The following is a 25,881-nucleotide window of genomic DNA, read 5'->3' as shown; positions in this document are numbered from 1 at the left end:
GCGGCGGCACCTGCGCGACGACGGGCGCAGCTTGGTTCTTGCTGGCAGCGAGCGCGGAGACGAGCGCCTGGACCTGTGCTTTCAACTCGTCAATCTGCGTTTGCAGCTGCTCTACCGTCTGGGCCTGTGCCGCTTGCGGCATGAGCGCCAGCAGGCTGACCGCCAGGCCCGTCTGAATATGTTTCGATCCGATCATTTGCTCGCCCTTCGTCTGTCCGGGGCGCGTTTATGGCGATTCGATGACAGCTATATGACAGCGATAGACTTGATTCTGTAACAATCCAGCCATCGGCGATTTGCAATTCAGCCAAGGCCTAGCAGCCCGACCGCATTATCTTTCATGATCAGCGGCAGCACATCTTCGCGAAAACCTGCCTCGCGCGCGGCGTCGATCCATTTTTCCGGGCGAATGAGCGGCCAGTCCGACCCGAACAGCATCTTATGTTTCAGTTGCGTATTCGCGTACTGGATCACCTGCTTGGGAAAATATTTGGGCGACCAGCCCGACAGGTCCATGAACACATTATCCTTGTGCAGCGCCATCGACAGGCTTTCGTCGGTCCAGGGCCAGCTGGGATGGGCCAGGATGATTTTCATGTCAGGGAAATCGACCGCGACATCATCCACCAAAATGGGCTGGCCATATTTCAGGCGCACGCCGCCGCCGCCCTTCATGCCGGTTCCCATGCCCGAATGGCCGGTGTGGAAGATGGCCGGCAGTCCATGTTCCGCGATCACTTCATAGATGGGATAGGTGACCCGGTCGGCCGGGTGGCAATCCTGCATGATGCCGTGGAATTTGAAGCCCTTGACCCCATGATTTTCAACCAGATCGCGCGCTTCCCGCGCACCAAACTTACCCTTGCGCGGGTCGATCGAGGCGAAGGGAATGACGATATCGTCATGTTCGGCGGCGATATCCGCCACTTCGTAATTGCTGATCCGCTTGGCCCCGATGCCGCTTTCGCAATCGACCGTGAACAGACAGAAGGCAATATTCTGCGCGCGATAATAGGCGATGGTTTCAGGGATGGTGGGGCGCTTGCGATCCGCCTTGAAATAGGCCGACGCTGCGTCGAAAAATTCGGCCATCACCGGATCTTCGGGATCGTGGCAGGATAGTTCGGCATGGACATGCACGTCGATGGCCAGGATTTTGGACGGATCAATCGACATGGCGGTTTCCAGTGCTTTATCTTCATTGGCGTGGTGGATGACATAGGCGCGGATGTCGTCAATTTCTGTCGCACTGAAGATCGGCGCGAAGATGACCATGCCTCCATCCTTTAGCGCGCCATCATGCACGACCTGCTTCCATATGTCGGCATCATTCAGCGTGCCGCAGTGACGCAGGGCAGGGACGATGCCGCCCCGACCGCCGCGACGAAATCCTCGCCGATTTCCGCCCCTATCCGGCGGATGCTGCCACGACCAGCCGGTTGGCTTTGAGAAGATGCGGCGGGAGCGTTACGCCAAGGCGCGGAACGGCGTAGTCATGCCGCGAACAAATCACCCTGTCGTGGGCGGGTTGGCGGTGCGGCGGTCTGACGCGGTGCGCCGACCAGTACGCGCGCGCGCCCAGTCAGCGTATAGACCGCCTGCCGCTGCGCCCCGCGATTGAGGTGATCGACGCGATAGCCCTGATAATGGCGCTTGAGCAGACCGGCCTTCACCAGTTCGGACGCTGCACGGCTGAGGTTGGTCTTGCCAGATGCGCGCACCCGCGCTCGCACCTCATCCTGCACCAGCGCCTCATCCGCTGTCGCGTCCCCGGTCAGTCGTTCATCCTTGCGCAGTTCCTCGCGTACCCGCTCGACCAGCGCCATCCGTCGGGGATCGCGATGCCCCATCGGGATCAGCGCGTCGCACAGCCAGTCACGTAATGGGACCAGCGCCTTGCCCACCCGAACCATCGGCCCCGCGCTGCCATCAGGCTTGGCGACGTCCGCGATAAGGGTCAGCAGCATGAAGGCGTAGCGGGGGCGTGAGCAGCAATGCGACAATTGGTCGAGCAGCAGCGACAAATCGCTGCCACCGGGAATGCGGGAGGAGACGGGCGCATGAAACATATCGTGAATCAAGCATAGTCTACCCGGCTTGTGAATCCCCTATTTCCGCCGAGTCGCACTTTGTCGTCCGTGACACTTTGCCAGCCGGCAAAGTGTCGCGGGGGAACCTTTGCCGGCGCGCGATTAGGGCTTAACGCTTCAACTTCAGATATTGTGTGAAGAAGCGCGCCATCACGTCGAAGGCTTCGCGCGATTCAGGCAAGGCTGGATCGTAGAAGAAGGCGTGGCCGAGGCCATCCCAGACATGCAGGTCCGCATCGACCCCGGCCCTCACCAGTTCCTTATGCGTGTTGACTGCTGCGCTCATCTCGAAGGCGCGGGTGCCGGTGATCACCAGCGTCGGGGGAAACTGCGCCAGCATCGCGGGCGATGTAATGGGTGAAACGATCGGATCAGCCAGGTCGGCATCCTTGAAATAGCCGCGACTATCCTCCCGTTGCGCCAGCGCCTGGAATGGCCGTCCAAACGCCTGACTGTCGCCGCCCCAGCGCGCGTCGGCCGATGCGCAGAAGATGCCGATCGCGGCGGGCAGGGGCAGCTTGTCGCGGATCAATGCTGCCATGGTTTCGGCAGTCAGCAGGCCGCCTGCTGAACAACCGAATATGGCAATATCCTGCGGCTTGTGGGTCTTGAGCAGATCCCGATAGACGGCCAGCACATCCTGCGTTGCTGCGGGATAGGTGAACTCTGGTGCCTGCCTGTAGGTGATGCTGACAATCTCCAACCCGGCCAGTCCGGCCAGCGGAATCGATTCGAGCATCCCGGTGCCCGTCGCCGCCCCCATGATGAAGCCGCCGCCGGGCAGGTTGAGCAAGATCTTGCCGCGATTGGCCTTCGCCACGCCCCCTACCGGCGTCGCGCGGACGGCGGGGATGCCTGCGATCAGGTCGTCGCGGGTCGTGACCCCATATATTTGCTTGAGCGCATCGAGACGGGGCGCCATGATTTGCGGCATCCGCGCACGCAGCGCCCCGGCCTGCCCTGCGGCGACCGCGCGCATCATCGGCTCTTCAGGATCGGATGGGGTGCGGGGCAAGGCCTTTTTTGCAGCGTCGCTCAGATGGACAGACGGTGGCAGGCGGAAGGAGGGGACGACCACCGTGCCATCCGGTTCTATCGTGCCGGGACCAGCCAGTATGGGCGGCGTCTGGGCAATGGCCATGGCGGGCAGCGCGCAGGCCGCTACGCTCAGGGCCAATCCGCGCAATCTGGACAGTGAGCCGTACATAAGAATCTCCTCAACAATTTATATTATGTAACATAATATGCAGGGTTGAGGGCCGGACGCAAGCGCGTTATCGCAGCCTATGTCCAACTCACTGTCGCCTTCACCCGAATTGGTCGATCCGCTCGACCCGCTGATCGGCTATCACCTGCGTCGCACCACTGTCGCGGTGACAGCGGCGCTGGCCGACCTGCTCCATCCATTGGGGATCAATGTGGGGGAGGCGACGCTGCTATTGTTCCTGGGTGCCAATCAGGGCTGCACCCAAAGCGACATCGGCCGCGCGCTGCGCGCCCAGCCGGCCAACCTCGTGCCGCTGATCAACAAGCTGGCGCTGCTCGGCGTGCTGGACAAGCAGCCGGGCAAGGGGCGGGCGATCACCCTGTCGCTGACAACTGACGGCGAACGGCTCCACGCCAGTGTGAGCGAAGCGTTCGAGCGTCATGAAAGCCGGATCGGCCGATCGATTCCGGCCGAGCGTCGCGACGAAGTGCTCGCGCTGCTGCGCCAACTCTGCCGCGATGCCTGCCACCCTTAGGCTTCAGCTTCGACCCATGTGGTGGTCAGCGCGCGGGGTGAGAGATATTTGGTGGTCGTCCAGCCGCCATCGACCACGATCGTCTGCCCGTTGATGAAGCCCGCGCCCGGCGAACAGAGGAAGGCGATGGTGCTGGCAATATCCTCGACCTCACCCAGCCGGGGAAAGGGCGTCGTCTCGACATTCACCCGCTTGAACATCTCATCCTCGAACCGGTGCCGCACCATGTCGGTCATGGTGACGCCGGGCGCGACGCAATTGGCGCGGATCCCGCGCGGGCCATAGTCACAGGCGATATGCTGGGTCAGCGCGCCCAGCCCACCCTTGGCCGCCGAATAGGCGCCGCCGCGCCGCCCGCCGATCATCGCATAGGTGGAACTGACATTCACGATGCCGCAGCCCTCGCCCATATGGCCGATGACTTCGCGGCACAGGCGGAACGGCGCGCGCAGCATCAGCCCCAGAAAATAGTCGAGCGTCTCGTCGTCCGTCTCGTGCAGCGGCTTGGGACTGCCCGCGCCTGCATTGTTGACCAAAAAGTCGATGCGGCCAAAACGCTCCAGCGCCAATGCCACGATCTGCGCCGGGGCGTCGTCAGCGGTGATGTCCACCGAGAGCGTCGCAATCCGTGCCGGATCACCAATCACCTGCTCCAGCGTCGCCAGCTTGTCTGCGTCCCGGCCCACGCCGACGATCGCCATGCCCGCCTCGGCCAGCATCTTGGCGGTGGCCAGACCAATGCCGCTGCCCGCCCCGGTGATGATCGCAACCTGCATCGTTCATTTCCCTATTGTCTTGCCTTGCGCCTTTCATATCCGCCTTCCGCACCCACCGCGAACCGCTGGAGCGATGCCTTATGCTGTCGGCTTGAACCGGTGCGAGCGAGGGTTCACCCACGGGGCAATATCAAGGAGCATCGCCATGGCAGACTATCGTTTTGACGATCGCATTGCGGTCATCACCGGCGCGGGCAGGGGGCTGGGCCGTGCCTATGCGTTGCTGCTGGCAGCGCGCGGGGCCAAGGTGATCGTCAATGATCCGGGTGGCGCGATCCGGGGAGAGGGGGGCGACGATGGCCCCGCTGCCGACGTCGTCGCGGAGATCAGGGCGCTGGGTGGCGAAGCCGTCGCTTGCACCGAATCGGTCGCCACGCCCGAAGGAGGCCGCGCCATCATCGACTGTGCGCTCGACCATTATGGCCGCATCGACACGTTGATCCATAATGCGGGCAATGTCCGCTACGGATCGATGAAGGAACTGAGCCAGGAAGATTTCGATGCCGTCCTCGACGTCCATCTGCGCGGTGCCTTTCACGTCGCCCGGCCTGCCTTCCCGATCATGTGCAAGGCAGGCTATGGCCGGATCGTGCTAACCTCCTCGATCGGCGGGATCTACGGCAATGAAAATTGCGTCAATTATGGCATGTCCAAATCGGGCATGATCGGCCTCAACAACATATTGGCGCTGGAGGGGGAGGCCGAGGGCGTCCGCTCAAACATCATCGTGCCGGGCGCGGTTACCCGAATGGCCGAAGGAATCGACGTGTCGGCTTACCCGCCGATGGGACCGGAACTGGTCGCGCCGGTCGTCGGTTGGCTGGCCCATGAAAGCTGTTCGATCACCGGGCAGATGCTGGCGTCGATGGCCGGGCGGGTCGCGCGGGTTTTCATCGCCGAAAGCCAGGGCGTCTATCAGCCCGACTGGTCGATCGAGGATGTTGGCGAACGGATCGACGCGATCATGGACAGCGCCGATCCGGTAACGTTCGGCCTGCACGGCCATGTCGATCATATCCGCTACAGCTTCGGACGCGCCGTCGCGGGGAAATAGGGTCAGCTAAATGGTGCTGACCCGTTCCAGCCGCGGCGACAGCAGATGGACGGCGCCAAGCGCGACGAAATAGGCGCTGCCCGCCACTGCGAAGAGCGGGGTGTAGCTACCGATGCCGTCGAGGATGTAGCCGGCATATTTGGCCATCACCATGCCGCCGATCGCCCCGACAGTACCGCCGATTCCGACGACCGATCCCACCGCGCCGCGCGGGAACAGGTCCGACGGCAAAGTATAGAGATTGGCCGAAAAGGCCTGATGCGCGGCGGTGGCGATGCCGATAACCAGCACGGCGAGCCAAAGATTGTCGATCGACTGGGCAAAGAAGATCGGCAGCACGGCGCAGGCGCATAGCAGCATGGTCAGCTTGCGCGCTGCATTGACGCTCTTGCCCGCCTTCATCAGGCGTCCGGACATCCAGCCGCCAAAGATGCTGCCGCCATCGGACAACAGGTAGATCGCCACCAGCGGCGGGCCGAAGCTGATGAGGTCGAGGCCATAGCGCGTGCCAAGATAGCCCGGCAGCCAGAAGAGGAAGAACCACCAGATGGGATCAATGCAGAATTTGCCGATCGCATAGGCCCAGGTTTCCTTGACGGTGACCAGCCTGCCCCAGCCGATCGGTTCGACCGGGTCGGCTGGGTCCTGGCGGATATAGGCCAACTCCTCCGCCGACACTTTGGGATGCTGGTCGGGGCTGCGATAAAAGATCAGCCAGGCGATCAGCCAGACGATGCCGAAAATGCCGGTCGCATAGAAGGCGACGCGCCAGCCATAGGCGACGGTCAGCCATGGCACGAGCAGCGGGGTGATGATCGCGCCGATATTGGCCCCGGCGTTGAACAGGCCGATTGCAAAAGCGCGTTCCTTTTGCGGGAACCATTCGGTCACCGCCTTGATCCCAGCCGGGAAATTGCCCGATTCACCCACGCCCAGACCAAAGCGCGCCATGGCGAACTGAGTCACGCCATGCACGCCGCCATGGGCCATATGGGCGATGGTCCAGATGGTGACGGCGATGGCATAGCCAAAGCGCGCACCGATGAGATCGACCACCCGGCCAAAGCCCAGATAGCCGACCGCATAGGCCGCCTGGAACCAGAAAACGATGTTGGCATAGTCGGTTTCCGACCATTGCATTTCGGCCGACAAAGTAGGCTTCAACACACCGATCATCTGTCGGTCGACATAGTTGATCGCGGTCGCCGCGAACAACAGCGCCACCACCACCCAGCGATAGCGCCCGACCGGCGGACCCTGCACCCCTGCTTCGTTCATAATCCTGGCTCCTATCTGGCTTGGTCGGCCGCTTGTTTCAGCGCGGCTCTTGTGCGGCAATCGTGCAGTGAAGCACACCCAGCGGGCCGAAATCGGCCTCCACCTTCTGGCCCGGCGTCACCGGATGGACACCCGATACCGCACCGGTCGAAATCCACCAGCCTGCTTCGATCGCGATCCCGCGGGCGATCAGATTTTCGAGCAAGAACTGCACTGACCCGATGGCACCCAGCGCGAAGGCGGCGGCGGTGCCACTGCCGACCGAATCACCGTCGATGCGGGTCGTCACCGTTTGATCGGCATAGGTGCCGCTGCGCCAGTCGGGCACGGCGGGGCCGATCAGCAGGCCGTTATTATTGCCAAAGTCAGAGATAGTCACCGCCGGACCATGGCCGTTGATTCCGGCAAAGGGTGAACTCGCGATTTCGATGCCGATATGGACTGCGTCAATATGGTCGGCCGCTTCCTCCAGGGTGAAATGCGTCTTTCCAGCGGCCGGTATCGTGCCGATGCGGAAGAGGAATTCCGCCTCGACCGCGCCGAAGCCTTCGGCAAAGACCAATCCCTGAGATTGCAGATCAGCGGTGAATACGGTCGAGGCGAAGATCGGGCCAGCCAGCCTGTTGCAGCCATAGCGATCCGCCAGATCGCCCAATATGCGGCCGACTTTCCAGCCAGCGACCGCCTCTGTCATGCGCGCCAGAGCCGCATCCTGAACGATATAGGCCTCACCCAGCGTCGCAGGCATTGGGCCAGGATAGTCGGCAAGTCCCTGTGCGGACTGTCGTGCCGCCAGAAAGCGCTCTGCGGTTACTTCGGCCGGGCTGCTGGCGCTCACTGCGAAATCCTTTCCATCCTCGTTATGTTTGTCGGTAATGGAAACCGGTGTCATTGACAAGCCGGATCGCGGACAGATGCGCTGGCGGGGCGCGTAAACTGCGCTATAAGGTGCCATGGCAAAGCAGAAACAGGATGAGGGTCAGGCGCCCAAGCTGACGATCAACGACATTGCCCGCATGGCGGACGTGTCGAAAAAGACGGTCAGCCGGGTCATCAACCGCTCGCCGCTGCTGAACCGCGAAACCCGCGACAAGGTGGAGGCGATCATCCGGGAAACCGGCTATGTCCCCAATCCGCAGGCGCGGGCGCTGGCATTGGGGCGTAACTTCCTGATCGGGCTGGTCTATGACAATCCCAACGCGCAGATGATCCTGTCGATGCAGCGCGGTATATTGGAAGCGTTGCACGGCACTGAATTTGAACTGGTGATTCGCCCCGTCGATCGGGGATCGAACCTGGTGATGGACGATATTCGCGGCTTCGTGACGCGCCAGCGGCTGTTCGGTGTCGTACTGCTGCCGCCGATGTCGGAAAATGACGCACTGGCGCGGATGCTGGACGAGCAGGGCTGTCGTTATGTGCGGATGGGGTCGGCGGTGCTGGATGATCCTGAACATATGGTGGCGTCCAACGACAAGGAAGCAGTGGCCGATGCGGTGCGCTACTTGATCGCGCAGGGACATCGGCGGATCGGCCTGATCGCCGGACCGCATGGTTTCCGATCGGCACAGGAGCGGCGGGAGGGTTTTGAGCAGGCACTGGCGGAAGCCGGGATCAGCCTGCCGCGCAGCCTGATCGCCGATGGCCAATATACGTTCGAATCGGGCCTGTCCGCGTCGGAAAGCCTGTTCGACCTGACGCCGCGCCCGACTGCAATCTTCGCCAGCAATGACGAAATGGCGGCTGGCGTGCTATATGCTGCGCGGATGCGGGGCATTGCAGTGCCGGAAGAATTGTCGATCATCGGCTTCGATGACACGCCGCTCACGACGCGCGTCTGGCCGCCGCTGAGCACCGTGCGCTGGCCGATCGTCGCCATGGGACGGGCGGCTGCGCTCAAACTGATCGGCACGGCGATTGGCGAAGGGTCGGAGGTCAACGAACCGTCAATGTTCAGTTCGACATTGATCCGTCGCGCATCGGTTGCACCGCCCGCCATATCCTGATAGGCGATGCTTCATGACACCGGTGTCCAATGGGACATCTATATCGGATGAAGGACGAGGGGCTGACCATGTTCGACAAGACCTATTACGCGACCCACCCGGACATGATGGAGTGCGTCAGCAATGATGAGCTGCGCGATCGTTATTTGATCGGCGGCCTGTTCCGCGATGGCGAGTGCGTGCTCAACTACACTCATGCCGAACGCTTCGTCATCGGCGGGGTCGCGGTGGTCGATGCGCCGGTGTTGCTGCCCGCCCAGACCGAACCTGCGTCTGCCGCGGGTCATCCCTTTCTAGAACGGCGCGAGCTGGCGATTGTCAATGTGTCGGGCGTTACCGGCACGGTGACCGTCGATGGCGAATCCTTCACGCTGGGCAACAAGGATTGCCTCTACGTCACCATGGGGGCGAAGGACGTGCAGTTCGCTGGCGCAGGCGCGCGCTATTATCTCGCCTCCTGCCCGGCGCACAAGGCGTTCACGACACGCCTGATTTCGCTCGCCGACGCAACCACGCTGGAACGCGGCAGCCTGGAGGAATCAAACGAACGCACCATCTATCAGTTGGTCATCCCCGGCATTTGCGAGAGCGCGCAGCTGGTCATGGGCCTCACCGTGCTCAAGCCCGGCAGCGTATGGAACACCATGCCCCCGCATATTCATGAGCGGCGCAGCGAGATCTATTTCTATTTCGAGCTGGATGGACCTTCGGATCGCGTCTTTCACTATATGGGCGAAGGCGACGCGATGCGGCACATCGTCATGGCGAACGAGGAGGCGGTGATCTCGCCCCCCTGGTCGATCCATATGGGGAGCGGCACCAAGGCCTATGCCTTCATCTGGGCGATGGCGGGCGAAAATCAGGATTATACGGACATGAACGTGCTGGACATCTGCCAGCTGGCCTGAATCTCCCCTCCCTTCAGGGAGGGGTCGGGGGAGGGCATGTCCGCAAAGCCCGGTCCCGACAGCCCCTCCCCTAACCCCTCCCTGAAGGGAGGGGGACAGGAATCCCCATGACCAACCCCTTCGACCTCACTGGAAAAGTCGCCATCGTAACCGGCGCGAACACCGGCATCGGCCAGGCCATCGCGCTGTCGCTGGCACAGGCAGGTGCGGACATCGCCGCTGTAGGTCGCACCCCTGCGCTGGAGACCGTGCAGAAGGCCCGCGCCTTGGGTCGCCGGGCAGAGATTGTCTCGGCTGACCTGTCGTCCATCGAACCGGTCCAGCGCGTCGTCGACGAAACCATCGCCACACTCGGCGGCCTCCATATCCTGGTCAACAATGCCGGGATCATCCGTAGAGCTGACAGCGTCGACTTTACCGAGGCGGACTGGGACGCGGTGATCGACACCAATCTCAAGGTGCTGTTCTTCCTCAGCCAGGCCGCCGGTCGCCACATGATCGCGCAAGGGCATGGCAAGATCATCAACATCGCGTCCTTGCTTTCCTTCCAGGGCGGCGTCCGCGTGCCGAGCTATACTGCGTCCAAGAGCGGCGTTGCGGGCCTGACCAAACTGCTGGCCAATGAATGGGCGGCCAAGGGCGTCAACGTCAACGCCATCGCACCCGGCTATATCGCCACCAACAACACCGCTGCGCTGCAAGCCGACGAGACCCGCAACCGCCAGATTCAGGAACGCATCCCCGCAGGCCGCTGGGGCGACGCATCCGACATTGGCGGAGCCGCCGTGTTCCTCGCGTCCAGCGCCGCCAACTACATTCACGGCCACACCCTCGCCGTCGATGGCGGGTGGCTGGCGCGGTAGGATGGCCGGCGTGGACCGCCGCCGCTTTGTTGCGGGGGCCATTGGCTTGTGCGCTGCGCCCGTTTTCGCTGCGCGCCCTGATCCGGTCGTTGCGACGACCAAGGGGCGGATCCGGGGCAGGCGGGAGGCAGGGCTGTATGTGTTTCGCGGCGTCCGCTATGGGCAGGACACGGCGCAGCGCCGCTTCCAGCCACCGCGGGCGCCTGAACCCTGGCGCGGGATCGTTGACGCCACCGCTTTTGCGCCATCCTGTCCGCAGCGGGCGATGCAGGCGGGGACCAGCGAGGATTGCCTGTTTCTCAATATCTGGACGCCGGGGACAGAGCCTTCCGCCAAGCGTCCGGTGATGCTCTATATCCACGGCGGGGCTTACGCCAATGGCAGCGTGGTCGATCCGCTGAATGACGGGCGGCATCTGGCGGCGGCGGGCGATGTCGTGGTCGTGACGGTCAACCATCGCCTGAATGCGCTGGGTTATCTCTATCTCGCGCGGCTCGATCCGCGCTTTGCCGATAGTGGCAATGCCGGGCAACTGGACCTGATACTGGCGCTGCGCTGGGTGCGGGACAATATCGCCGTGTTCGGGGGCGATCCGGACAATGTGACAGTCTTTGGCCAGTCGGGCGGCGGGGCGAAGATCGCGACGATGATGGCAATGCCCGCCGCCAAGGGGCTGTTCCACCGCGCGATCACGATGAGCGGGCAGCAGGTGACGGCCAGCGGACCGATCAATGCGTCGCGACGGACGGCGGCCTATCTCGACCGGCTGGGGGCGAAGCCCGATGCGCTGGCACCGTTGCTGACGATGCCGGTCGCGCGGCTGATCGAGGGGCTGGAGGCAACCGATCCGATCCTGGGCGGGGGCGTCTATATGGGACCGGTGCTGGATATGCGGTCGCTGGACCGGCATCCCTTCTGGCCCGACGCCGCGCCGCAGGGCAATCCGATCCCGATGATGCTGGGCAATACGCTGGACGAGACGCGGGCCTTTATCGACCCCGACGGACCGCTGCTGCGGGGGCTGGACTGGGGCAATCTGGCGGCGCGGATGGCGGGAGAATTGCGGATCGACCTGTCGCCTGAGTGGATCGTGGACCAGTATCGCGCGCGCTTTCCCGACTGGTCGGCAGAGCGGATCTTCTATGCCGCGACCACGGCAGGGCGAAGCTGGCCGGGGCAGGTGATCGAGGCGGAGGCGCGGGCGCGGGCCGATGCGCCAACCTGGGTATATCAGGTCGATTTCCAGTCACCGACCCAGCCCAGGCGGGGTGCGCCGCACACGATGGATATTGCGCTGGCGTTCGGGACGCTGGATGCGCCGGGGTCATTTACCGGGACCGGCGCGGGCGCGCGGGCGGCATCGGCGGCGATGATGACGCGCTTTGTCCAATTTGCGCGGGCTGGACGGGCGGATTGGCCGCAATATCGGCTGGATCGACGGGCGACGATGATCTTTGACGCCACAAGCCGGGTGGAAGATGATCCGCGTGGCTGGGAACGGATGCTGTTTGCGCGGGCGCCCTATATTCAGTCGGGGAGCTGATTAAACAAGGATTTAGGGTCACGCGGAGGCGCGGGGACGCGGAGGGGATGGGGTGCGGAACTTCGCTAACTTCGCCCATGTCGCTTATGGAGATTTGGGGCGAAGTTTTGCGTCGGCGCGCACGGGAAGTGCGGAGCCGGGGAGGGGGTGGACGATGGGAAGGAGCCGGGCTGCGGTATAGCAGGGGGTGGGGGTGTAGGACAGTGGGATGGGGCAAGGGTGGAATGGCGGTTGTGAGCGCCATTCGTAAACGGCCAAACTTCGACAGTGGACAACAATCCTAGGCAGTCGACTTGCGGACATTTAGCGCAGGTGTAAGTTCCATTCCATGACACTACCGAGGAGAGCCCGATTGAGCGGATGCCTGCGTATCGGGCTGCCGATCATTATTTTAACAGCGCTCGGTACATATAGCGCTTTCCCGCACCCTACCCATGATCAGGCCAATTTGAAGGCGATAGCAGCCGAATCCCAGAGTTTGATGGCGGCGCATCCAATCAGCGCTCACGGACAATCTACTGACATTCCGAAAGATCAATGGCCGCCTGCAATCGCCGAATTGGAACCGTATTCCGTTACTGTTTACTATGGCTCGTTGCACATCGGCACGAGACCATTTTTCGATGGAGGCTGGGGATATGGCTTTGCTCCTGACAAACGAAATCTTGGATGGCTTTCTGATTGTTGGTCGGAGTTGAACTACGGCCTGTTTTGGCACGGCCCCTGCTAACTGAAACTGTCTGTTGTTGGCTATCCAAATGTCGGCCTTTGATGTTTCCGCTAAAAGCAGAACGTCGCATAACAACCCATTCCGTCGTGCCGGGCTTGACCCGGCATCCATTGGCGCGAGGGTAGTGGGTCGCTTGAGCGCTGAGTGTCTGGACCCCGGATCAAGTCCGGGGTGACGGTGGTGGGTGGGACTGTTTGGGCGGCTTGATTGTGGGCGGCGACGTTTATGCGCGCAATGTAGCAAGGCGTATGGCGAGAGATGGATCCCCGCCTGCGCGGGGACGACGGGGGTTGGGGGGATTTGGCTAGGATCTTTTCCCCACATATCTGTGCCGAAATGAACGGTGTGGGCGGGGGGCAGAAGATCGCGTGCGCTACTTTGCCTTTTCGCTAACCGTTTGCTTCACCGGATAGCTGATGATCAGCGCCAGCGGTTCCTTGCCGGTCTGGCGGATGCCGACCACCGCGCCGTCGTAGAGATAGGCGGCCATGCCGGGGGTGAGGCTTTGGGTTTTGCCGTCTGATGTCACGTCGCCGGTGCCGGAGAGGACATAATAGACTTCATCATGGGCGATGGGGTGGAGGCCGATGGCGGAGCCGACATGGAGGATGCGTTTGCGGAACTCCATGGTGCGGGGCTGGGGGGCGGCGTCGCTGATGCGGTAGGCGGTGCTGAGACCGATCTTGCCGTGGGGGGTCGGCTCTTCGCGGCGGACGCTTTGTTCGTCGATCACGGCCATGGGCGGCGCGGGTGACGCTGCGACAGCGGTTGCTGCGAGGAGGAGGGGGGCGAAGATCATTTTGTTTCTCCTGATTGCGCACGCGGTGCCGGACTTTGGCGCATCATCTTGTCGCGGTCGGACAGATGTTCGGCGATCTCGCCAGTCTGCCCGGGATAGCGGCCCGATTTCGGTTCCATCGTGTCGAGGTTCCAGTCGGCCGCGACGAAGGGCGCGCGGGTTTGCGCCATTTTCGGATAGCCGCCGACCTGCCGCTCATCATCGATGATTTCGCCGCGTCCTTCGGCGACGAAGAAGAGGACGCGCAGATCGTCGGCGTCGCGATCCCATGGGCGGGCGCCGGCATGGGCGAGGACATGGGTTTCCACGTCGCGCACGGGCAGCAGCTGGGTGCCGGGCCACCAGATCGGCGGGGTGGCGAGTTCGTTGATTTTTGCGCGGGTTTCGCCGTAGCGGCCGAACATCGGCAGGGCGACGCCGAAGCGGTCGACCGCGATATTATCCTTGCCATGATAGTCCAGATCGCCATCGCCGCCCAGCGTCAGGAAAGGCATGCCGGGCGCGGTCGATACGCCGCCGCGCAACACGTTGCCGACCGCTGAGAGTTTGCCGGTCTGGTAGGGATGATCGCCCCATTCGAGCGCCATGAGGTTGTAATGGACCGCGCGTTCGCCCGGATCATAGAGGATATTATTGACCATCTGGACCTGCGCGCCGCCTTTCAGCAGCGGGTTGCGTTCCTTGTTATGGGCATAGACGTTGCGGTAGATCAGTATCTCGCTCGCATTGTCGTGGATCAGCGTCCCCTTGCTATGTTCGCCCTTGGGATGGCTGGCGTCAGCGAGGCCTTCGGCGGCGATATTATAGGAGAAGGTGATGGCGTGACTGGTGCCCTTTCGCCAGTCGTCCGGGGTCTTGCCGGTGAAGCGGGGGCCGGACGCGGACATATTCTCGTCAATCGCCCAGGTGAAGCTGCAATGGTCGATCACGACATTGTGCGCCGCGACGGTGGAAAGGGAGTCGGCCTCCCAACCGCTCATCTTGGCTTGGCCATCGACCCCGGTGCGGATGCGGATATGGCGGATCACCACGTCATGGGTGGCGATGTCGATGCCGGACTTGATGAGGGTGATGCCGGGGGAGGGGGCGGTCTGCCCCGCGATGGTGACGAAGGGTTCGGTGATTTTCAGCGTCTGGCGGGCCATGTCGATGATACCGCCAACCTCGAACACGATGATGCGTGGGCCTTTGGCCTCCAGCGCGGCCTTGAAGCTACCGGGACCGTCGGGGGCGAGGGTGGTGACGCGCAGGATGCGGCCGCCCCGGCCGCCGGGCGTGGTCGCGGCCCAACCGACCGCGCCGGGGAAGGCGGTTTGGGCGGTGGTCGCCTGGCGCGGCTTGGATTGGGCGGCGGCGGGCTGGACGGTCGGCAACTGGGCCATCGCGACGCCGAGCAGTAACCAAAGGGGGCGGGACCGGGGGGCAGGCATGATCATGGTTCCTCTCTTTGACCATGGGTGTGCCATTGCATGCCATCTGTCGCAAGTCTCTTGTGACACCGGTGTCCGGCAATCCTTCCCGCCCCTACCCCCATGGGCGATATAATGGGCGAGCAGCTAGGCGAAAATTGCGACGACTGTGGCAATGCGGCCATCATCCAACAATAATCGCCTCCCTATATTGACAGCCGGAAACACGGCGCGCATTTATGGCGTCGGTTATGACACCGGTTTCCAGTGTCGCCAACGGACCAGCAACAGCTGGCGGCGGCACGGGCAGGAGAGGGCGCAAGCGAGACGATTCGCCCCTGATCCTGCCGATAGACCATGCCCCGTTCGCCGATAGGGCCGGACGGGTATCGACAACAGGGAAGGAGCGGAACGTGCAGATTCGGAAGGGCAATAATCAGGGCGGCGTGCAGCGCTGGCTGGCCGGGGCGAGCGTCGCGGCGATCATGCTGGCGATGCCGACGGCGGTGCTGGCGCAGGATGTGCCGCAAGGTCCGGCACAAAGTGCGGACGAGGGCGATGTTGCCGACATTGTCGTCACCGGTTTCCGCCAGTCGCTGGGCGCGGCGATCAACCTGAAGCGCCAGTCGGTCGGATCGGTCGATGCGATCGTGGCGGAAGATATTGCGAAATTTCCCGATCAGAATCTGGCGGAATCGTTGCAGCGTATTCCGGGCATCTCGATCCAGCGTGACGGCGGCGAAGGCCGGGCGATCACGGTGCGCGGTCTGGGCGCGCAATTTACCCGTGTGCGCGTGAACGGCATGGAAACCGTTGCGACCTCGACCGATGGCGCCAGCGCCAACCGCGACCGCGCGTTCGATTTCAACGTGTTCGCGTCCGAACTGTTCAGCTCGCTGGTGGTCCACAAGACCGCCGAAGCCTCGCTCGACGAAGGATCGCTGGGCGCGGTGGTGGATCTGAACACCGGCAATCCGCTTGCCGGGAAGGATGGCTTCACTTTCGTCGGATCGGCGACGGGTTCCTATAATGACCTCAGCAAAAAATGGGGGCCGCGCGCCGCCGGTTTGCTGTCGTGGAAATCGCCCGACGGGCAATGGGGCGTGGCGCTGTCTGCGGCCTATTCCAAGCTCGATACGCTCCAGATGGGCAATAATACGGTGCGCTGGTCGCAGGCGCGGTTCGACAGTGTCGATGGCGTCAACTGCTTCACCGCGCCCAATAGCGGCGGCGCTTATGTGCCGAGCGCAGGTTGCGACAGGGCAGCGCTGGCCTTCCACCCGCGTATTCCGCGCTATGGCGAAATTGCGCAGGAGCGTGAGCGTCTGGGCGTGACCGGGTCGATCCAGTGGTCGCCTTCGGACGCGACCAAGGTTTCGATCGACGGCCTGTTCTCCCGCTTCCGCGAGACGCGCGAGGAGAAATGGGGCGAAGTGCTGTTGCGGTCGAACGAGCGCTCGATCAATGTCGTGAACCCGGTTTACGACAGCAACAACAACCTGATTTCCGCGACGCTGAACGACGCCTGGGTGCGGACCGAACATTATCTGCGCAAGTCGCAGACGAAATTCTACCAGTTGGGCGGCAGCTGGGATCAGGATGTTGGCGATAGTTTCCGCTTCACCCTGCTCGGCGGTTTTTCCAAGTCGGATGCGTCCATCCCGGTCGAAACGACATTGGTGTTCGATGACCGCGATGCACAGGGCTATCAGTACGACTATAGCAATATGAAGCGCCCGGTGCTGACATTCGGCACCAGCGTCACCGATCCCGCCAATTTCCAGCTGGCCGAAATCCGCGACCGGCCGTCGTCCACGATCAACAAGTTCCGCACGATGCAGTTGCGCACCGAATGGGACGTGACGGAGGGCTTCACGGTCAAGGCGGGTGCGGTCTATCGCCGCTTCTCCTTCGATACGGCAGGCTTTAGCCGCGATACGGTGGTGTGCGGCAATGGCGGCGTGGACCGGGTGCTGGGAACGCTGGCCTGTTCGCCGACGTCGGCCTTTGGTCCGAGCGCTGTCTATGGCTTCCCGGTGACGGCGGCCCTGGCGGAGATGTTCACGCTGAAAGGCGCGGATGCGCCTGCGGGGACGACGACGCAGTGGCTGGTGCCCAACCTGGCGGCGGGTACGGACTTTACCAACCTGTATGATCGCACCGCTGCGATCGACGCGGGCAATACGCGCGGCGTGGTGGAAAAGACGACCGGCGGTTATCTCCAGTTCGACGCCAAGGGCGATATTTTCGGACTGGAATATGCGGCCAATGCGGGCATCCGCTACGTCAAGACCGATCAGAGTTCGACCGGCCTCAATAATGGTACGCTGGTTGGCGTGTCGCGATCCTATGAGGACTGGTTGCCAGCGATGAACATCGCCTTCTTCCCGCACCCCGACTTTGTGGTGCGCGCGTCGGCGGCCGATGTGATGACGCGGCCATCGCTGGGTAACCTGACGCCGGGTGGATCGGTCGACGGGTTCAATTACCGGGTCAATTTCGGTAATCCAAACCTCAATCCGTTCCGCGCGACCGCTTATGATCTGGCACTGGAATGGTATTTCGCGCCGCAGTCCATCGCATCGGTCGCCGTGTTCAAGAAGGATGTGCAGAGCTTCCCGATTGGCCAGACGATCAACGGGACATTCGCGTCCACTGGCCTGCCGCTGTCGGTCATCCCGCCAAGTTCGCCTGCCGCCGGCCAACCCGAACGGGCCGAAGGCTGGGCGATCGGTACGATCGTCAACGGCAGCGGGGCGAGCCTGAAGGGCATCGAATTGTCGGTGCAGGCGCCCTTCACCTTCCTGCCCGGTTTCCTGTCGCATTTTGGCGGGATCGTGAATGCGACCTTCGTGCAATCGAGCGCCGATTATACGGTGTCGGGTCCGGCGGTGGTGCCGGGCGGCGGCAATATTGCAGCGGTCCGCAGCGCAACCCTGTTCGGCCTGTCCAAGCGCGCCTTCAACGGAACACTCTATTATGAGGATGAGAAGTTCAGCGCGCGTGTGTCGGCCAGCTATCGCAGCGGCTATATCGACCAGAATAGCGGCACGGGCAACGTGTTCGAGGGCTATAACAGCACGATCAACGTCGATGCTTCAATGCGCTACAAGCTGACGGACTGGATCGAGCTGTCGCTGGAGGGCATCAACCTGACCGACGAATATCGTGATCGTTACACCGATCTGGATGCCAATCGCAATTATGAGCAACTGCATTACGGGCGCACGTTCCAGGTGGGCGCGCGGTTCAAGATGTAAGGCTCATGGCCGGGCCGCCTCTGCACGGGCGGCCCGGTTTTTCTGTTGTTGAAGGAGGAGGGCTGTCGTTCGGTCGATCGGGTGACACCCCTCCGTCTGGCCTTCGGCCATCCACCGCCCTTGCAAGGGGAGGATGAGTTTTTGATAAGGAGCGCCCTATGACGATCAGCCGACGCGATGCGATGACGGGTGGGCTGGTCGGGAGTGCGCTGGCCTTGCTGGGTACGGAAGCGGCCGCGGCGTCCCCGGCGGCGACCGACTGGAAGCGCGGTTTCGACAATCAGCGTATCGCGGACCTTGGCGACGGGCGTTTCCTTAATCCGCTGATTTCGGGCGACCGGCCCGATCCCGCCATCCTGAAGGATGGGGCGGATTATTATATGACCTTTTCGACGTTCGACAGCTATCCGGGCGTCACCATCTGGCACAGCCGGGACCTGATCAACTGGCAACCGCGCGGGGCGGCATTACACAAGAATATCGGGTCGGTATGGGCGGTCAGCCTGGAGAAGCATGAGGGCCGCTACTTCATCTATATCCCGGTCAAGGCCAGTCCGAACAGCATCTTCGTCATCCATGCGGACAGCATCGACGGGCCGTGGAGCGAGCCGATCGACCTGAAACTCCATGAACATATCGACCCTTGCCATGCGGTGGGGGAGGATGGCAGCCGCTGGCTGTTCCTGTCGGGCGGGGACCGTATCCGGCTGAGCGAGGACGGACTGTCCACGGTTGGCGCGGTCGAGCATGTCTATGATCCCTGGCGCTATCCCGATACCTGGGATGTCGAGGGCTTTTCACCGGAAGGCCCGAAAATCCATCGGCATGGCGGCTGGTTCTATATGCTGACCGCCGTGGGCGGGACGGCGGGGCCGCCGACCGGGCATATGGTGATCGCGGCGCGATCCCGTTCGATCCATGGGCCATGGGAGCAGCATCCCGGCAATCCGCTGGTGCGGACGCAAAGCCTGTCCGAACGCTGGTGGTCGCGCGGCCATGCCAGTCTGGTAGAGGCACCGGACGGCAGCTGGTGGGCCGTCTATCATGGCTTTGAAAATGGGCTGTGGACGTTGGGGCGGCAGACCTTGCTCGATCCGGTCGAGTGGACGGCGGATGGCTGGTTCCGCATGACCGGGGGCGATCTGTCGCAGCCGATCGCGAAGCCGCGGGGAGGTAGGGCGGTTCCGCATGGCATGGCGCTGTCGGACGATTTTGCGACGCTCAATCTGGGGGCGAAATGGAATTTCTTTCGACCAGCGCCGGACGAGGCAAGCCGGGCGCGGGTGGAGAAGGGCGCGCTGGTGCTGAAAGGGCGTGGGACCGCGCCGGTCAATTCGTCACCACTGCTGCTGATCGCGGGCGACCCGTCCTATGAATTTCAGTGCGATATCGAGATTGCGCCGGGCGGGACGGCAGGGCTGCTGCTCTTTTACGACGACAAGCTGTATTGCGGGCTGGGCTTTGACGAAACGCGCTTCGTCACCCACCAATATGGCATGGAGCGGGGCCGCCCCGCCAATCCCCATGGCCGCAAGCTGACGATGAAGGTGACCAATCGCCACCATATCATCGCCTATCATCTGAGTGGTGACGGCGGGCGGACATGGAGCCGCTTCGACCGGGGGATGGAAGTGTCGGGCTATCACCATAATGTGCGCGGCGGATTTCTGATGCTGCGGCCCGGCCTCTATGCTGCGGGTCCGGGCGAGGCACGGTTCCGCAATTTCCGGTTCCGGGCGCTCTAGGATGCCGTCAGCGTCGCGCGGATGGCCGCCTTCAGCACTTTGCCCGCGTCATTTTTAGGCAGGGCATCCCGGAGCACGACGCTTTCGGGATATTTGAAGCGGGCGACGCCATGCTGGCCAAGAAAATCGGCGATGGCGGGAACGTCCGGAGTTGCGTCGCCGCTCGGCACGATGACCGCGACAGCGCGTTCGCCGGTGCGCGGATCGGGGATGCCAACGATGGCGATTTCAAGGATGCCGGGATGACCGATCAGTAGATCCTCAATCTCCTTGGGCGCGATATTTTCGCCATTGCGGATGATGAGATCCTTGATCCGGCCCGTGACGACCAGATGGTCGCCGTCTATCCATGCGCCCTGGTCGCCGCTACGGTAATAGCCGTCCGCGTCGAAGCTGCCTTCCTCATCCTCCGGATGGAGATAGCCGACCATCATCTGCGGCCCGCGCGCGCGGATTTCGCCGTCCGGGGCGATGCGGATGGTGGCGATGCCAGCGCGGCCATCGGTATCGGCGGCATGATCGCGGTCGGCGGGGTCGATCACGCCGACAGTGGTGACCGGCAATTCAGTAGAGCCATAGACGCGGCTGACGATCGCCTTGTCGAAATAGGCGGCAGCGTCGCGAATCAGGCTGGGCGGGACCGATGCGCCGCCGCAGATGAAGAGTTTGAGATCGGGCAGGCGCGTCTCTGCGGCGCGGGCCGAGGCCAGCAGATGCTGGAGGAAGGGGGTCGCCCCGGCCATATGGGTGCAATGCCGGGCGGTCATGATGGCGACGGCCTCATCGGGGTTCCAATATTCCATCAGGATCGCGGTCGTGCCCAGCAGCAGCGGGGTTTCAAAGGCGTAGATCGACCCGCCAATATGGCTGACCGGGGAGGGAACGAGGAAATGGTCGCCCGGTTCGACCAGCCAGTGTCGGCCGATCTGGCGGATCAGCGCGTTGATGCTGTTATGGCTGTGGAGGACGCCCTTGGGCCGTCCGGTGGTGCCGCTGGTATACATAACCATACGGACATCATCGGGATCGACGGTCGGGAACGGCGCGTCGCCCGTTTCCGCCAGCAGGTCGGCAAAGGCGATGTGCTGGCCAGCATCCCCGCGCAGAACGATGACGGCGGGCGGACTTCCCAGCGCCGGGGTGACGCGGGTGAGCATCGCGGCATAATCATGGCCGCGAAAGCTTGCCGGGATGAAGATCATCGCGCTGTTAAGGTCAGCGAGGATGAAGCGCAGGTCATGATCGCGCAGCGAGGGCAGGATCGGGTTGGCGACCATGCCCGCGAGCGTCGCGCCCATGTAGATGATCGCGGCTTCATGCCAGTTGGGCAGCATGAAGGAGATGGCGCTGCCCGGTGTGAAGCGGGCAAGCATCGCCTGCGCCAGGCGGGTGGCCTGCGCGTGGAGGGTGGCGGCGGTCAGGCTGGTGTCGCCGTCGATCAGCAGGATGCGGTCGGGCGTGTCGCGGGCCGCGCGGACCAGCGCGTGGGCGGCGGTCTCCGCCTGCCACCAGCCGTCCTTATAGGCCTGCGCCGCCAAGGCATCGTCGCGGCGGACAGACCATCCGGTGGGCGTCGTGCGCCGGGGGGAAGCGATTTCGGGCATGGCGCAGAAATGCGGGAGTATGGCGGCACGGGCAAGCGGGGTGGCAATCCACCGTCCCGGCGATCAAAATAGCAGCGATATTTCGATGCGTCCGATCCTCCTTTATGGGCAACCGATCAGTTCATGCGAGGGCATCATGCGCATCATCGACAATTTCATCGGCGGCCAACATCAGGCATCGACCTCCACCCGGCTGGGCGACGTGTTCGATCCCGCCACCGGCAAGGTGCAGGCGCAGGTTCGCCTGTCCGATCCCACCGAACTGGATGCGGCCGTCGCCAATGCGCAGGCGGCGCAGCCAGCCTGGGCCGCCATGAACCCGCAGCGGCGGGCGCGAGTGATGTTCAATCTCAAGGCGCTCATCGAAAAGCATATGGATGAACTGGCCGAAATGCTGTCGGCCGAGCATGGCAAGGTCCATTCGGATTCGAAGGGCGACATTCAGCGCGGGCTGGACGTGGTGGAATTTGCCTGTGGCATCCCGCACCTGCTGAAGGGCGAATATACCGAAGGCGCAGGGCCGGGGATCGACGTCTATTCGATGCGCCAGCCGATCGGCATCGCGGCGGGGATCACCCCGTTCAACTTCCCCGCGATGATCCCGATGTGGATGTTCGCGCCAGCGATCGCGTGCGGCAATGCGTTCATCCTGAAACCCTCCGAACGGAACCCGTCGGTGCCGGTGCGGCTGGCGGAACTGGCGATGGAGGCGGGGCTGCCCGCAGGCATCCTGAACGTCGTCCATGGCGACAAGCAGGTGGTGGACGCGATCCTCGACAATCCGGCGATCCGCGCGGTCAGCTTTGTCGGGTCGTCCGACATCGCCCAATATGTCTATGGCCGTGGCGCATCGAACGGCAAGCGGATGCAGTGCATGGGCGGGGCGAAGAATCATGGCATCGTCATGCCAGACGCCGATCTGGACCAGGCGGTCGCGGACATATTGGGCGCGGCTTATGGATCGGCGGGCGAGCGTTGCATGGCGTTGCCGGTGGTGGTGCCGGTGGGCGAAGCGACGGCAGTGGCGCTGCGGGCCAAGCTGGAAACCGGCATTGCGGGCCTGCGCGTCGGCGTGCCGAGCGACCCCGACGCCCATTATGGTCCGGTGGTCAGTTCGGCCCATAAGGCACGGATTGAAAACTATATTCAGATGGCGGTTGATGAAGGGTCTGAACTCGTCATCGACGGGCGCGGCTTTGCGTTGCAGGGCTTTGAGGAAGGCTTCTTCCTCGCGCCCACTTTGCTCGACCATGTGAAGCCGGACATGAAAAGCTATAATGAGGAGATTTTCGGGCCGGTGCTCCAGATGGTCCGGGCGGAGACGTTCGAGGAAGCGCTGAGCTATCCGAGCAGACATCAATATGGCAATGGCGTCGCGATCTTTACCCGCAACGGCGACTATGCGCGCAAATTCTGCGCCAATGTCGAGGTCGGCATGGTCGGCATCAACGTGCCGATCCCGGTACCGGTCAGCTATCACAGCTTTGGCGGCTGGAAGCGGTCTGGCTTTGGCGACATGAACCAATATGGCATGGATGGGGTGCGTTTCTATACGCGGGTCAAGACGATCACCCAGCGCTGGCCGAGCGGCGGCGCGGTGACGGACCAGAGTTTCGTTATCCCGACGATGAGCTGAACATAGGCGCAGATGATATATGATTTAACATAATCCTTGTTATCAAACTTTATCTGCTTCGATTTTCGGCAGGCGGGGTATGCGGGCGACCGTGTGGCCCTCCTTTGCCACTGGCTCATCACCGCACACTTGCAAAGTCCGGTTGCCCTGCGGAAACTCCATGATACATCCATGCCGCTGGCAGTCGGCTTTGCTGCGGTGGCGAACATGCTTCAATCACCGTTCACATTCGGACTGCCATAGGGAGATCATCGCACGTTGATGAAGAATCGGCGGCAGAATGAAGGGATGAGTTGAAGCATGACAATCGCGCGGAGTTTGACTGGACTGACAATCGCCATGGTCGCAATGGCCGCCACGCCAGCGCTGGCCCAGGCTGGCGATCCCGCCAAGGGCAAGATCGTGTTCGCCCGTTGCGCGCTGTGCCATGACGTCAAGGCTGGACCCAAGAAAATGGGACCGAATCTGGCGGGTCTGTTCGGCCGTACATCGGGCACGGTGGCAGGCTTCACTTACTCGCCCGCGATGCAGAAGGCCAAGATCCGCTGGGACGCCAAGACGCTCGACACATTCCTGACCAAGCCCAATGCCCTTGTTCCGGGTAACCGCATGGCCTTTGCCGGCGTGCCGCAGGCTGCCGACCGCGCCAATCTGATCGCCTATCTCAAGGCCGAAGCGAAATAGGCTTCATGCCTTCATGTCGATGATGGCGATCAGGCCGCCATCATCGGCATTGCGCAGCCGCACCGACGCCTCGAAACTCATGGCGAGGGATCGGGCGATGGTGAGGCCTATGCCGGTCCCGGTGCGTCCGCCCGGCTGACCGGTAGCGCCGCGCGTGAAGGGTTCAAACATCTGGTCGAGCCGGTCGGCGGGGATGCCCGGTCCATGGTCGCGGATTTGAATCAGCACCCGCCCGCCTGCCCGCGCGCACCCGATGTCGGCGCTGCCGCCATAGCGTACCGCATTATCGACCAGATTGGCGATACAGCGGGTCAGCGCATTGGGCTTGACCCGGACAGTCCCGCCGCAGCCGGTCAGGAATCGCACCGGCGCGCCAAGCTCCTCCGCATCTTCGGCCATGCTGGCGAGCAGCGAGTCGATGTCGATGACCGACCACTCCTCCCGCGCCTCGGTACTGCTGGCAAGATCCAGCCCTTCGCGCACCAGCCGCTGCATCGCTTCATGATCGGCGAGCAGACGCGCGCGCAACTCCACATTCTCAACCAGTTCCAGCCGCAGCCGCAGCCGGGTGAGCGGCGTTTGGATGTCATGGCTGATCGCGGCGAGCAGCTGGGTCCGTTCGGCAAAGCCCGCGCGGGCGCGCCGCTGCATCAGGTTGAAGGTTGAGAGCGCGGCGCGCACTTCTTCCGGCCCGCGTTCGGGAATTTCCTCCGGGTCGAGCGAGACCGAGAAAGCCTCCGCTGCCTGCTCCAGCCTGCGCAATGGCTTGGACACGAACCGGGCGACAAATATTGCAAGCCCCGCCGACGCCGCGACAATGACCAGCAAATAGAGCGGATTGAAGATGGTGCTGGGCGGTTTGGCGAGGCGCGGGAAGCTGAGCGCCATTTCGCGCCGTTGCCCGGCCTGATCGGTGAAGCGGACGATCCAGCAGTCGGGACGCGGCGCATCGACCAGCCCGGCCGCCCGTTCCCACCGGCCGGTATAGGTGGCAAAGCACAGGCCGGTAGGCACCTGCCCTGCCTCTGGCTGCGAATGCGGACCAAAGCGTTCGGCGAGCGACTGTTGCAGGGCCGTATCCGGTTCGGTGAGCGAGATGCCCTGCGGCACCGGGGCGGCACCCATGATGCTGTGATCGGCCATCATCGATTCTATTCGCGCGGGATCACGCCGCAGGCGGTCGGCAATGTCCACCGCGCTGGCCACGACGCGCTGCCGCCGCACCCGCTCGAAATCATGGCGGCGGGTCTGTTCCGCCACCAGCAAAGCGATGATCGCGGCGATAGACATGCCCAGCGTCAGGATGACGAAAATCTGGCCGGCCATGGACCGGAAAAAGCTGCGAACCCGGCCGCCCAGTCGCCTCATCACGAATAATCCACCGCGCTGGCCAGCACATAGCCTTCGCCGCGCACCGTCAGGATCAGTTCGCTGCCGCCCGCGACGTCGGCCAGTTTCTGACGCAAGCGGCTGATCTGGAGGTCGATCGAGCGGTCGAACGCGGCGGTGGCGCGCCGTTCGGGCAACAATGCTTCCCGTCCCAGAACGATATTGGGTTGCTCGATAAAGTGGCACAATAGCCGATATTCGGCCGACGACAGCATGACCAGCCGGTCGTCGGGCGCGATCAGCCGTCGCTGCACCAGATCGAGCCGCCACGGACCAAAATGCGCATAGCGCATCGCACCCGTCCTGCCCTGCGTTCCGGTGTCGCCGCGCCCCCGGCGCAGCAGGTTGGCCCAGTCGGCCCGAAG

At 63.0% G+C, this 25,881-nt stretch carries 22 protein-coding genes; 11 read left to right on the top strand and 11 right to left on the bottom strand.

The window, feature by feature from the left end; all coding sequences use genetic code 11:
• Positions 1 to 303 precede the first annotated feature (303 nt).
• The 3 genes from EBBID32_RS21310 to EBBID32_RS21300 form a co-directional block, all read right to left on the bottom strand.
• Positions 304 to 1,176: an amidohydrolase family protein gene (locus EBBID32_RS21310; protein WP_037492393.1), complete on the bottom strand. Its 873-nt coding sequence runs from the start codon at positions 1,174 to 1,176 to the stop codon at positions 304 to 306.
• 317 nt (positions 1,177 to 1,493) lie between these two features.
• Entirely contained in the window at positions 1,494 to 2,069 is a 576-nt protein-coding gene (locus tag EBBID32_RS21305; protein ID WP_006966915.1) for a hypothetical protein, read from the bottom strand.
• 130 nt (positions 2,070 to 2,199) lie between these two features.
• Complete coding sequence (locus EBBID32_RS21300) at positions 2,200 to 3,297, bottom strand: alpha/beta hydrolase fold domain-containing protein (protein ID WP_006966913.1); 1,098 nt, start codon at positions 3,295 to 3,297, stop codon at positions 2,200 to 2,202.
• A gap of 79 nt (positions 3,298 to 3,376) precedes the next feature.
• Here EBBID32_RS21300 and EBBID32_RS21295 point away from each other — a divergent pair, with 79 nt between their 5' ends.
• Positions 3,377 to 3,832 carry a MarR family winged helix-turn-helix transcriptional regulator gene (locus EBBID32_RS21295; RefSeq protein ID WP_006966911.1) on the top strand — a complete coding sequence of 152 codons (456 nt, stop codon included), beginning with the start codon at positions 3,377 to 3,379 and terminating at the stop codon, positions 3,830 to 3,832.
• Here the strand turns inward: EBBID32_RS21295 and EBBID32_RS21290 are convergent.
• The gene (locus EBBID32_RS21290; RefSeq protein ID WP_006966909.1) at positions 3,829 to 4,608 is read right to left on the bottom strand and encodes an SDR family NAD(P)-dependent oxidoreductase; all 780 of its coding nucleotides are present in this window, start codon (positions 4,606 to 4,608) and stop codon (positions 3,829 to 3,831) included. The two genes, EBBID32_RS21295 and EBBID32_RS21290, sit on opposite strands and share 4 nt — an antisense overlap.
• 145 nt (positions 4,609 to 4,753) lie before the next feature.
• Between EBBID32_RS21290 and EBBID32_RS21285 the strand changes: the two genes are divergently transcribed.
• A complete protein-coding gene (locus EBBID32_RS21285) occupies positions 4,754 to 5,662 on the top strand; it encodes an SDR family NAD(P)-dependent oxidoreductase (RefSeq protein WP_006966907.1) in 909 nt (302 codons plus the stop codon).
• A 6-nt stretch (positions 5,663 to 5,668) separates the two neighbouring features.
• On the opposite strand, the gene EBBID32_RS21280 is transcribed toward EBBID32_RS21285, so the two are convergent.
• Positions 5,669 to 6,940, bottom strand: a complete 1,272-nt coding sequence (locus tag EBBID32_RS21280; protein ID WP_006966905.1) for an MFS transporter — start codon at positions 6,938 to 6,940, stop codon at positions 5,669 to 5,671.
• A gap of 37 nt (positions 6,941 to 6,977) precedes the next feature.
• Positions 6,978 to 7,778 (bottom strand): 2-keto-4-pentenoate hydratase, encoded by an 801-nt coding sequence (locus EBBID32_RS21275; RefSeq protein WP_006966903.1) that lies wholly within the window; start codon positions 7,776 to 7,778, stop codon positions 6,978 to 6,980.
• A gap of 115 nt (positions 7,779 to 7,893) precedes the next feature.
• Here EBBID32_RS21275 and EBBID32_RS21270 point away from each other — a divergent pair, with 115 nt between their 5' ends.
• The 5 genes from EBBID32_RS21270 (at position 7,894) to EBBID32_RS24315 (ending at position 12,990) form a co-directional block, all read left to right on the top strand.
• A complete protein-coding gene (locus EBBID32_RS21270; protein ID WP_006966901.1) occupies positions 7,894 to 8,946 on the top strand; it encodes a LacI family DNA-binding transcriptional regulator in 1,053 nt (350 codons plus the stop codon).
• Between the two features lie 68 nt (positions 8,947 to 9,014).
• On the top strand, positions 9,015 to 9,854 hold the full coding sequence (kduI, locus tag EBBID32_RS21265) for a 5-dehydro-4-deoxy-D-glucuronate isomerase (protein WP_037492390.1): 840 nt from the start codon (positions 9,015 to 9,017) through the stop codon (positions 9,852 to 9,854).
• A 107-nt stretch (positions 9,855 to 9,961) separates the two neighbouring features.
• Complete coding sequence (gene kduD / locus EBBID32_RS21260) at positions 9,962 to 10,717, top strand: 2-dehydro-3-deoxy-D-gluconate 5-dehydrogenase KduD (RefSeq protein WP_006966896.1); 756 nt, start codon at positions 9,962 to 9,964, stop codon at positions 10,715 to 10,717.
• Position 10,718: 1 nt separating this feature from the next.
• Positions 10,719 to 12,260, top strand: coding sequence for a carboxylesterase/lipase family protein (locus EBBID32_RS21255; protein ID WP_037492379.1), 1,542 nt, complete (start codon positions 10,719 to 10,721; stop codon positions 12,258 to 12,260).
• A 352-nt stretch (positions 12,261 to 12,612) separates the two neighbouring features.
• Positions 12,613 to 12,990: a hypothetical protein gene (locus tag EBBID32_RS24315; RefSeq protein WP_156022642.1), complete on the top strand. Its 378-nt coding sequence runs from the start codon at positions 12,613 to 12,615 to the stop codon at positions 12,988 to 12,990.
• 373 nt (positions 12,991 to 13,363) lie between these two features.
• Here the strand turns inward: EBBID32_RS24315 and EBBID32_RS21250 are convergent, their stop codons facing one another.
• Both EBBID32_RS21250 and EBBID32_RS21245 read right to left on the bottom strand, forming a co-directional pair.
• Positions 13,364 to 13,789: a cupin domain-containing protein gene (locus EBBID32_RS21250; protein ID WP_006966892.1), complete on the bottom strand. Its 426-nt coding sequence runs from the start codon at positions 13,787 to 13,789 to the stop codon at positions 13,364 to 13,366.
• Positions 13,786 to 15,219: a pectate lyase gene (locus tag EBBID32_RS21245; protein WP_037492387.1), complete on the bottom strand. Its 1,434-nt coding sequence runs from the start codon at positions 15,217 to 15,219 to the stop codon at positions 13,786 to 13,788. The genes EBBID32_RS21250 and EBBID32_RS21245 overlap by 4 nt, the downstream gene beginning before the upstream one ends.
• Before the next feature lie 464 nt (positions 15,220 to 15,683).
• On the opposite strand from EBBID32_RS21245, the gene EBBID32_RS21240 reads away from it, so the two are divergent.
• Positions 15,684 to 18,458, top strand: a complete 2,775-nt coding sequence (locus EBBID32_RS21240) for a TonB-dependent receptor (RefSeq protein ID WP_081628154.1) — start codon at positions 15,684 to 15,686, stop codon at positions 18,456 to 18,458.
• A gap of 158 nt (positions 18,459 to 18,616) precedes the next feature.
• Positions 18,617 to 20,203 carry a family 43 glycosylhydrolase gene (locus EBBID32_RS21235; RefSeq protein ID WP_006966884.1) on the top strand — a complete coding sequence of 529 codons (1,587 nt, stop codon included), beginning with the start codon at positions 18,617 to 18,619 and terminating at the stop codon, positions 20,201 to 20,203.
• Here EBBID32_RS21235 and EBBID32_RS21230 read toward each other — a convergent pair.
• Positions 20,200 to 21,807, bottom strand: a complete 1,608-nt coding sequence (locus EBBID32_RS21230; protein ID WP_006966879.1) for an AMP-binding protein — start codon at positions 21,805 to 21,807, stop codon at positions 20,200 to 20,202. The genes EBBID32_RS21235 and EBBID32_RS21230 overlap by 4 nt on opposite strands.
• A gap of 136 nt (positions 21,808 to 21,943) precedes the next feature.
• On the opposite strand from EBBID32_RS21230, the gene EBBID32_RS21225 reads away from it, so the two are divergent.
• Positions 21,944 to 23,443, top strand: a complete 1,500-nt coding sequence (locus EBBID32_RS21225; protein WP_037492383.1) for a CoA-acylating methylmalonate-semialdehyde dehydrogenase — start codon at positions 21,944 to 21,946, stop codon at positions 23,441 to 23,443.
• Positions 23,444 to 23,743: 300 nt separating this feature from the next.
• Positions 23,744 to 24,127 carry a c-type cytochrome gene (locus EBBID32_RS21220; RefSeq protein WP_006966875.1) on the top strand — a complete coding sequence of 128 codons (384 nt, stop codon included), beginning with the start codon at positions 23,744 to 23,746 and terminating at the stop codon, positions 24,125 to 24,127.
• A gap of 3 nt (positions 24,128 to 24,130) precedes the next feature.
• On the opposite strand, the gene EBBID32_RS21215 is transcribed toward EBBID32_RS21220, so the two are convergent.
• On the bottom strand, positions 24,131 to 25,495 hold the full coding sequence (locus EBBID32_RS21215; RefSeq protein WP_006966873.1) for an ATP-binding protein: 1,365 nt from the start codon (positions 25,493 to 25,495) through the stop codon (positions 24,131 to 24,133).
• Positions 25,495 to 25,881 (bottom strand): winged helix-turn-helix domain-containing protein (locus EBBID32_RS21210; RefSeq protein WP_231382278.1); only part of this gene is annotated, 387 nt, incomplete at its 5' end. The genes EBBID32_RS21215 and EBBID32_RS21210, both read right to left, overlap by 1 nt.

Origin of the sequence: Sphingobium indicum BiD32, from assembly GCF_000382885.1 — a bacterium.
Taxonomy (GTDB): Bacteria; Pseudomonadota; Alphaproteobacteria; order Sphingomonadales; family Sphingomonadaceae; genus Sphingobium; species Sphingobium japonicum_C.
The sequence above is the reverse complement of the archived record's forward strand: the minus strand, read 5'-3'. Positions and strand labels throughout refer to the sequence as shown.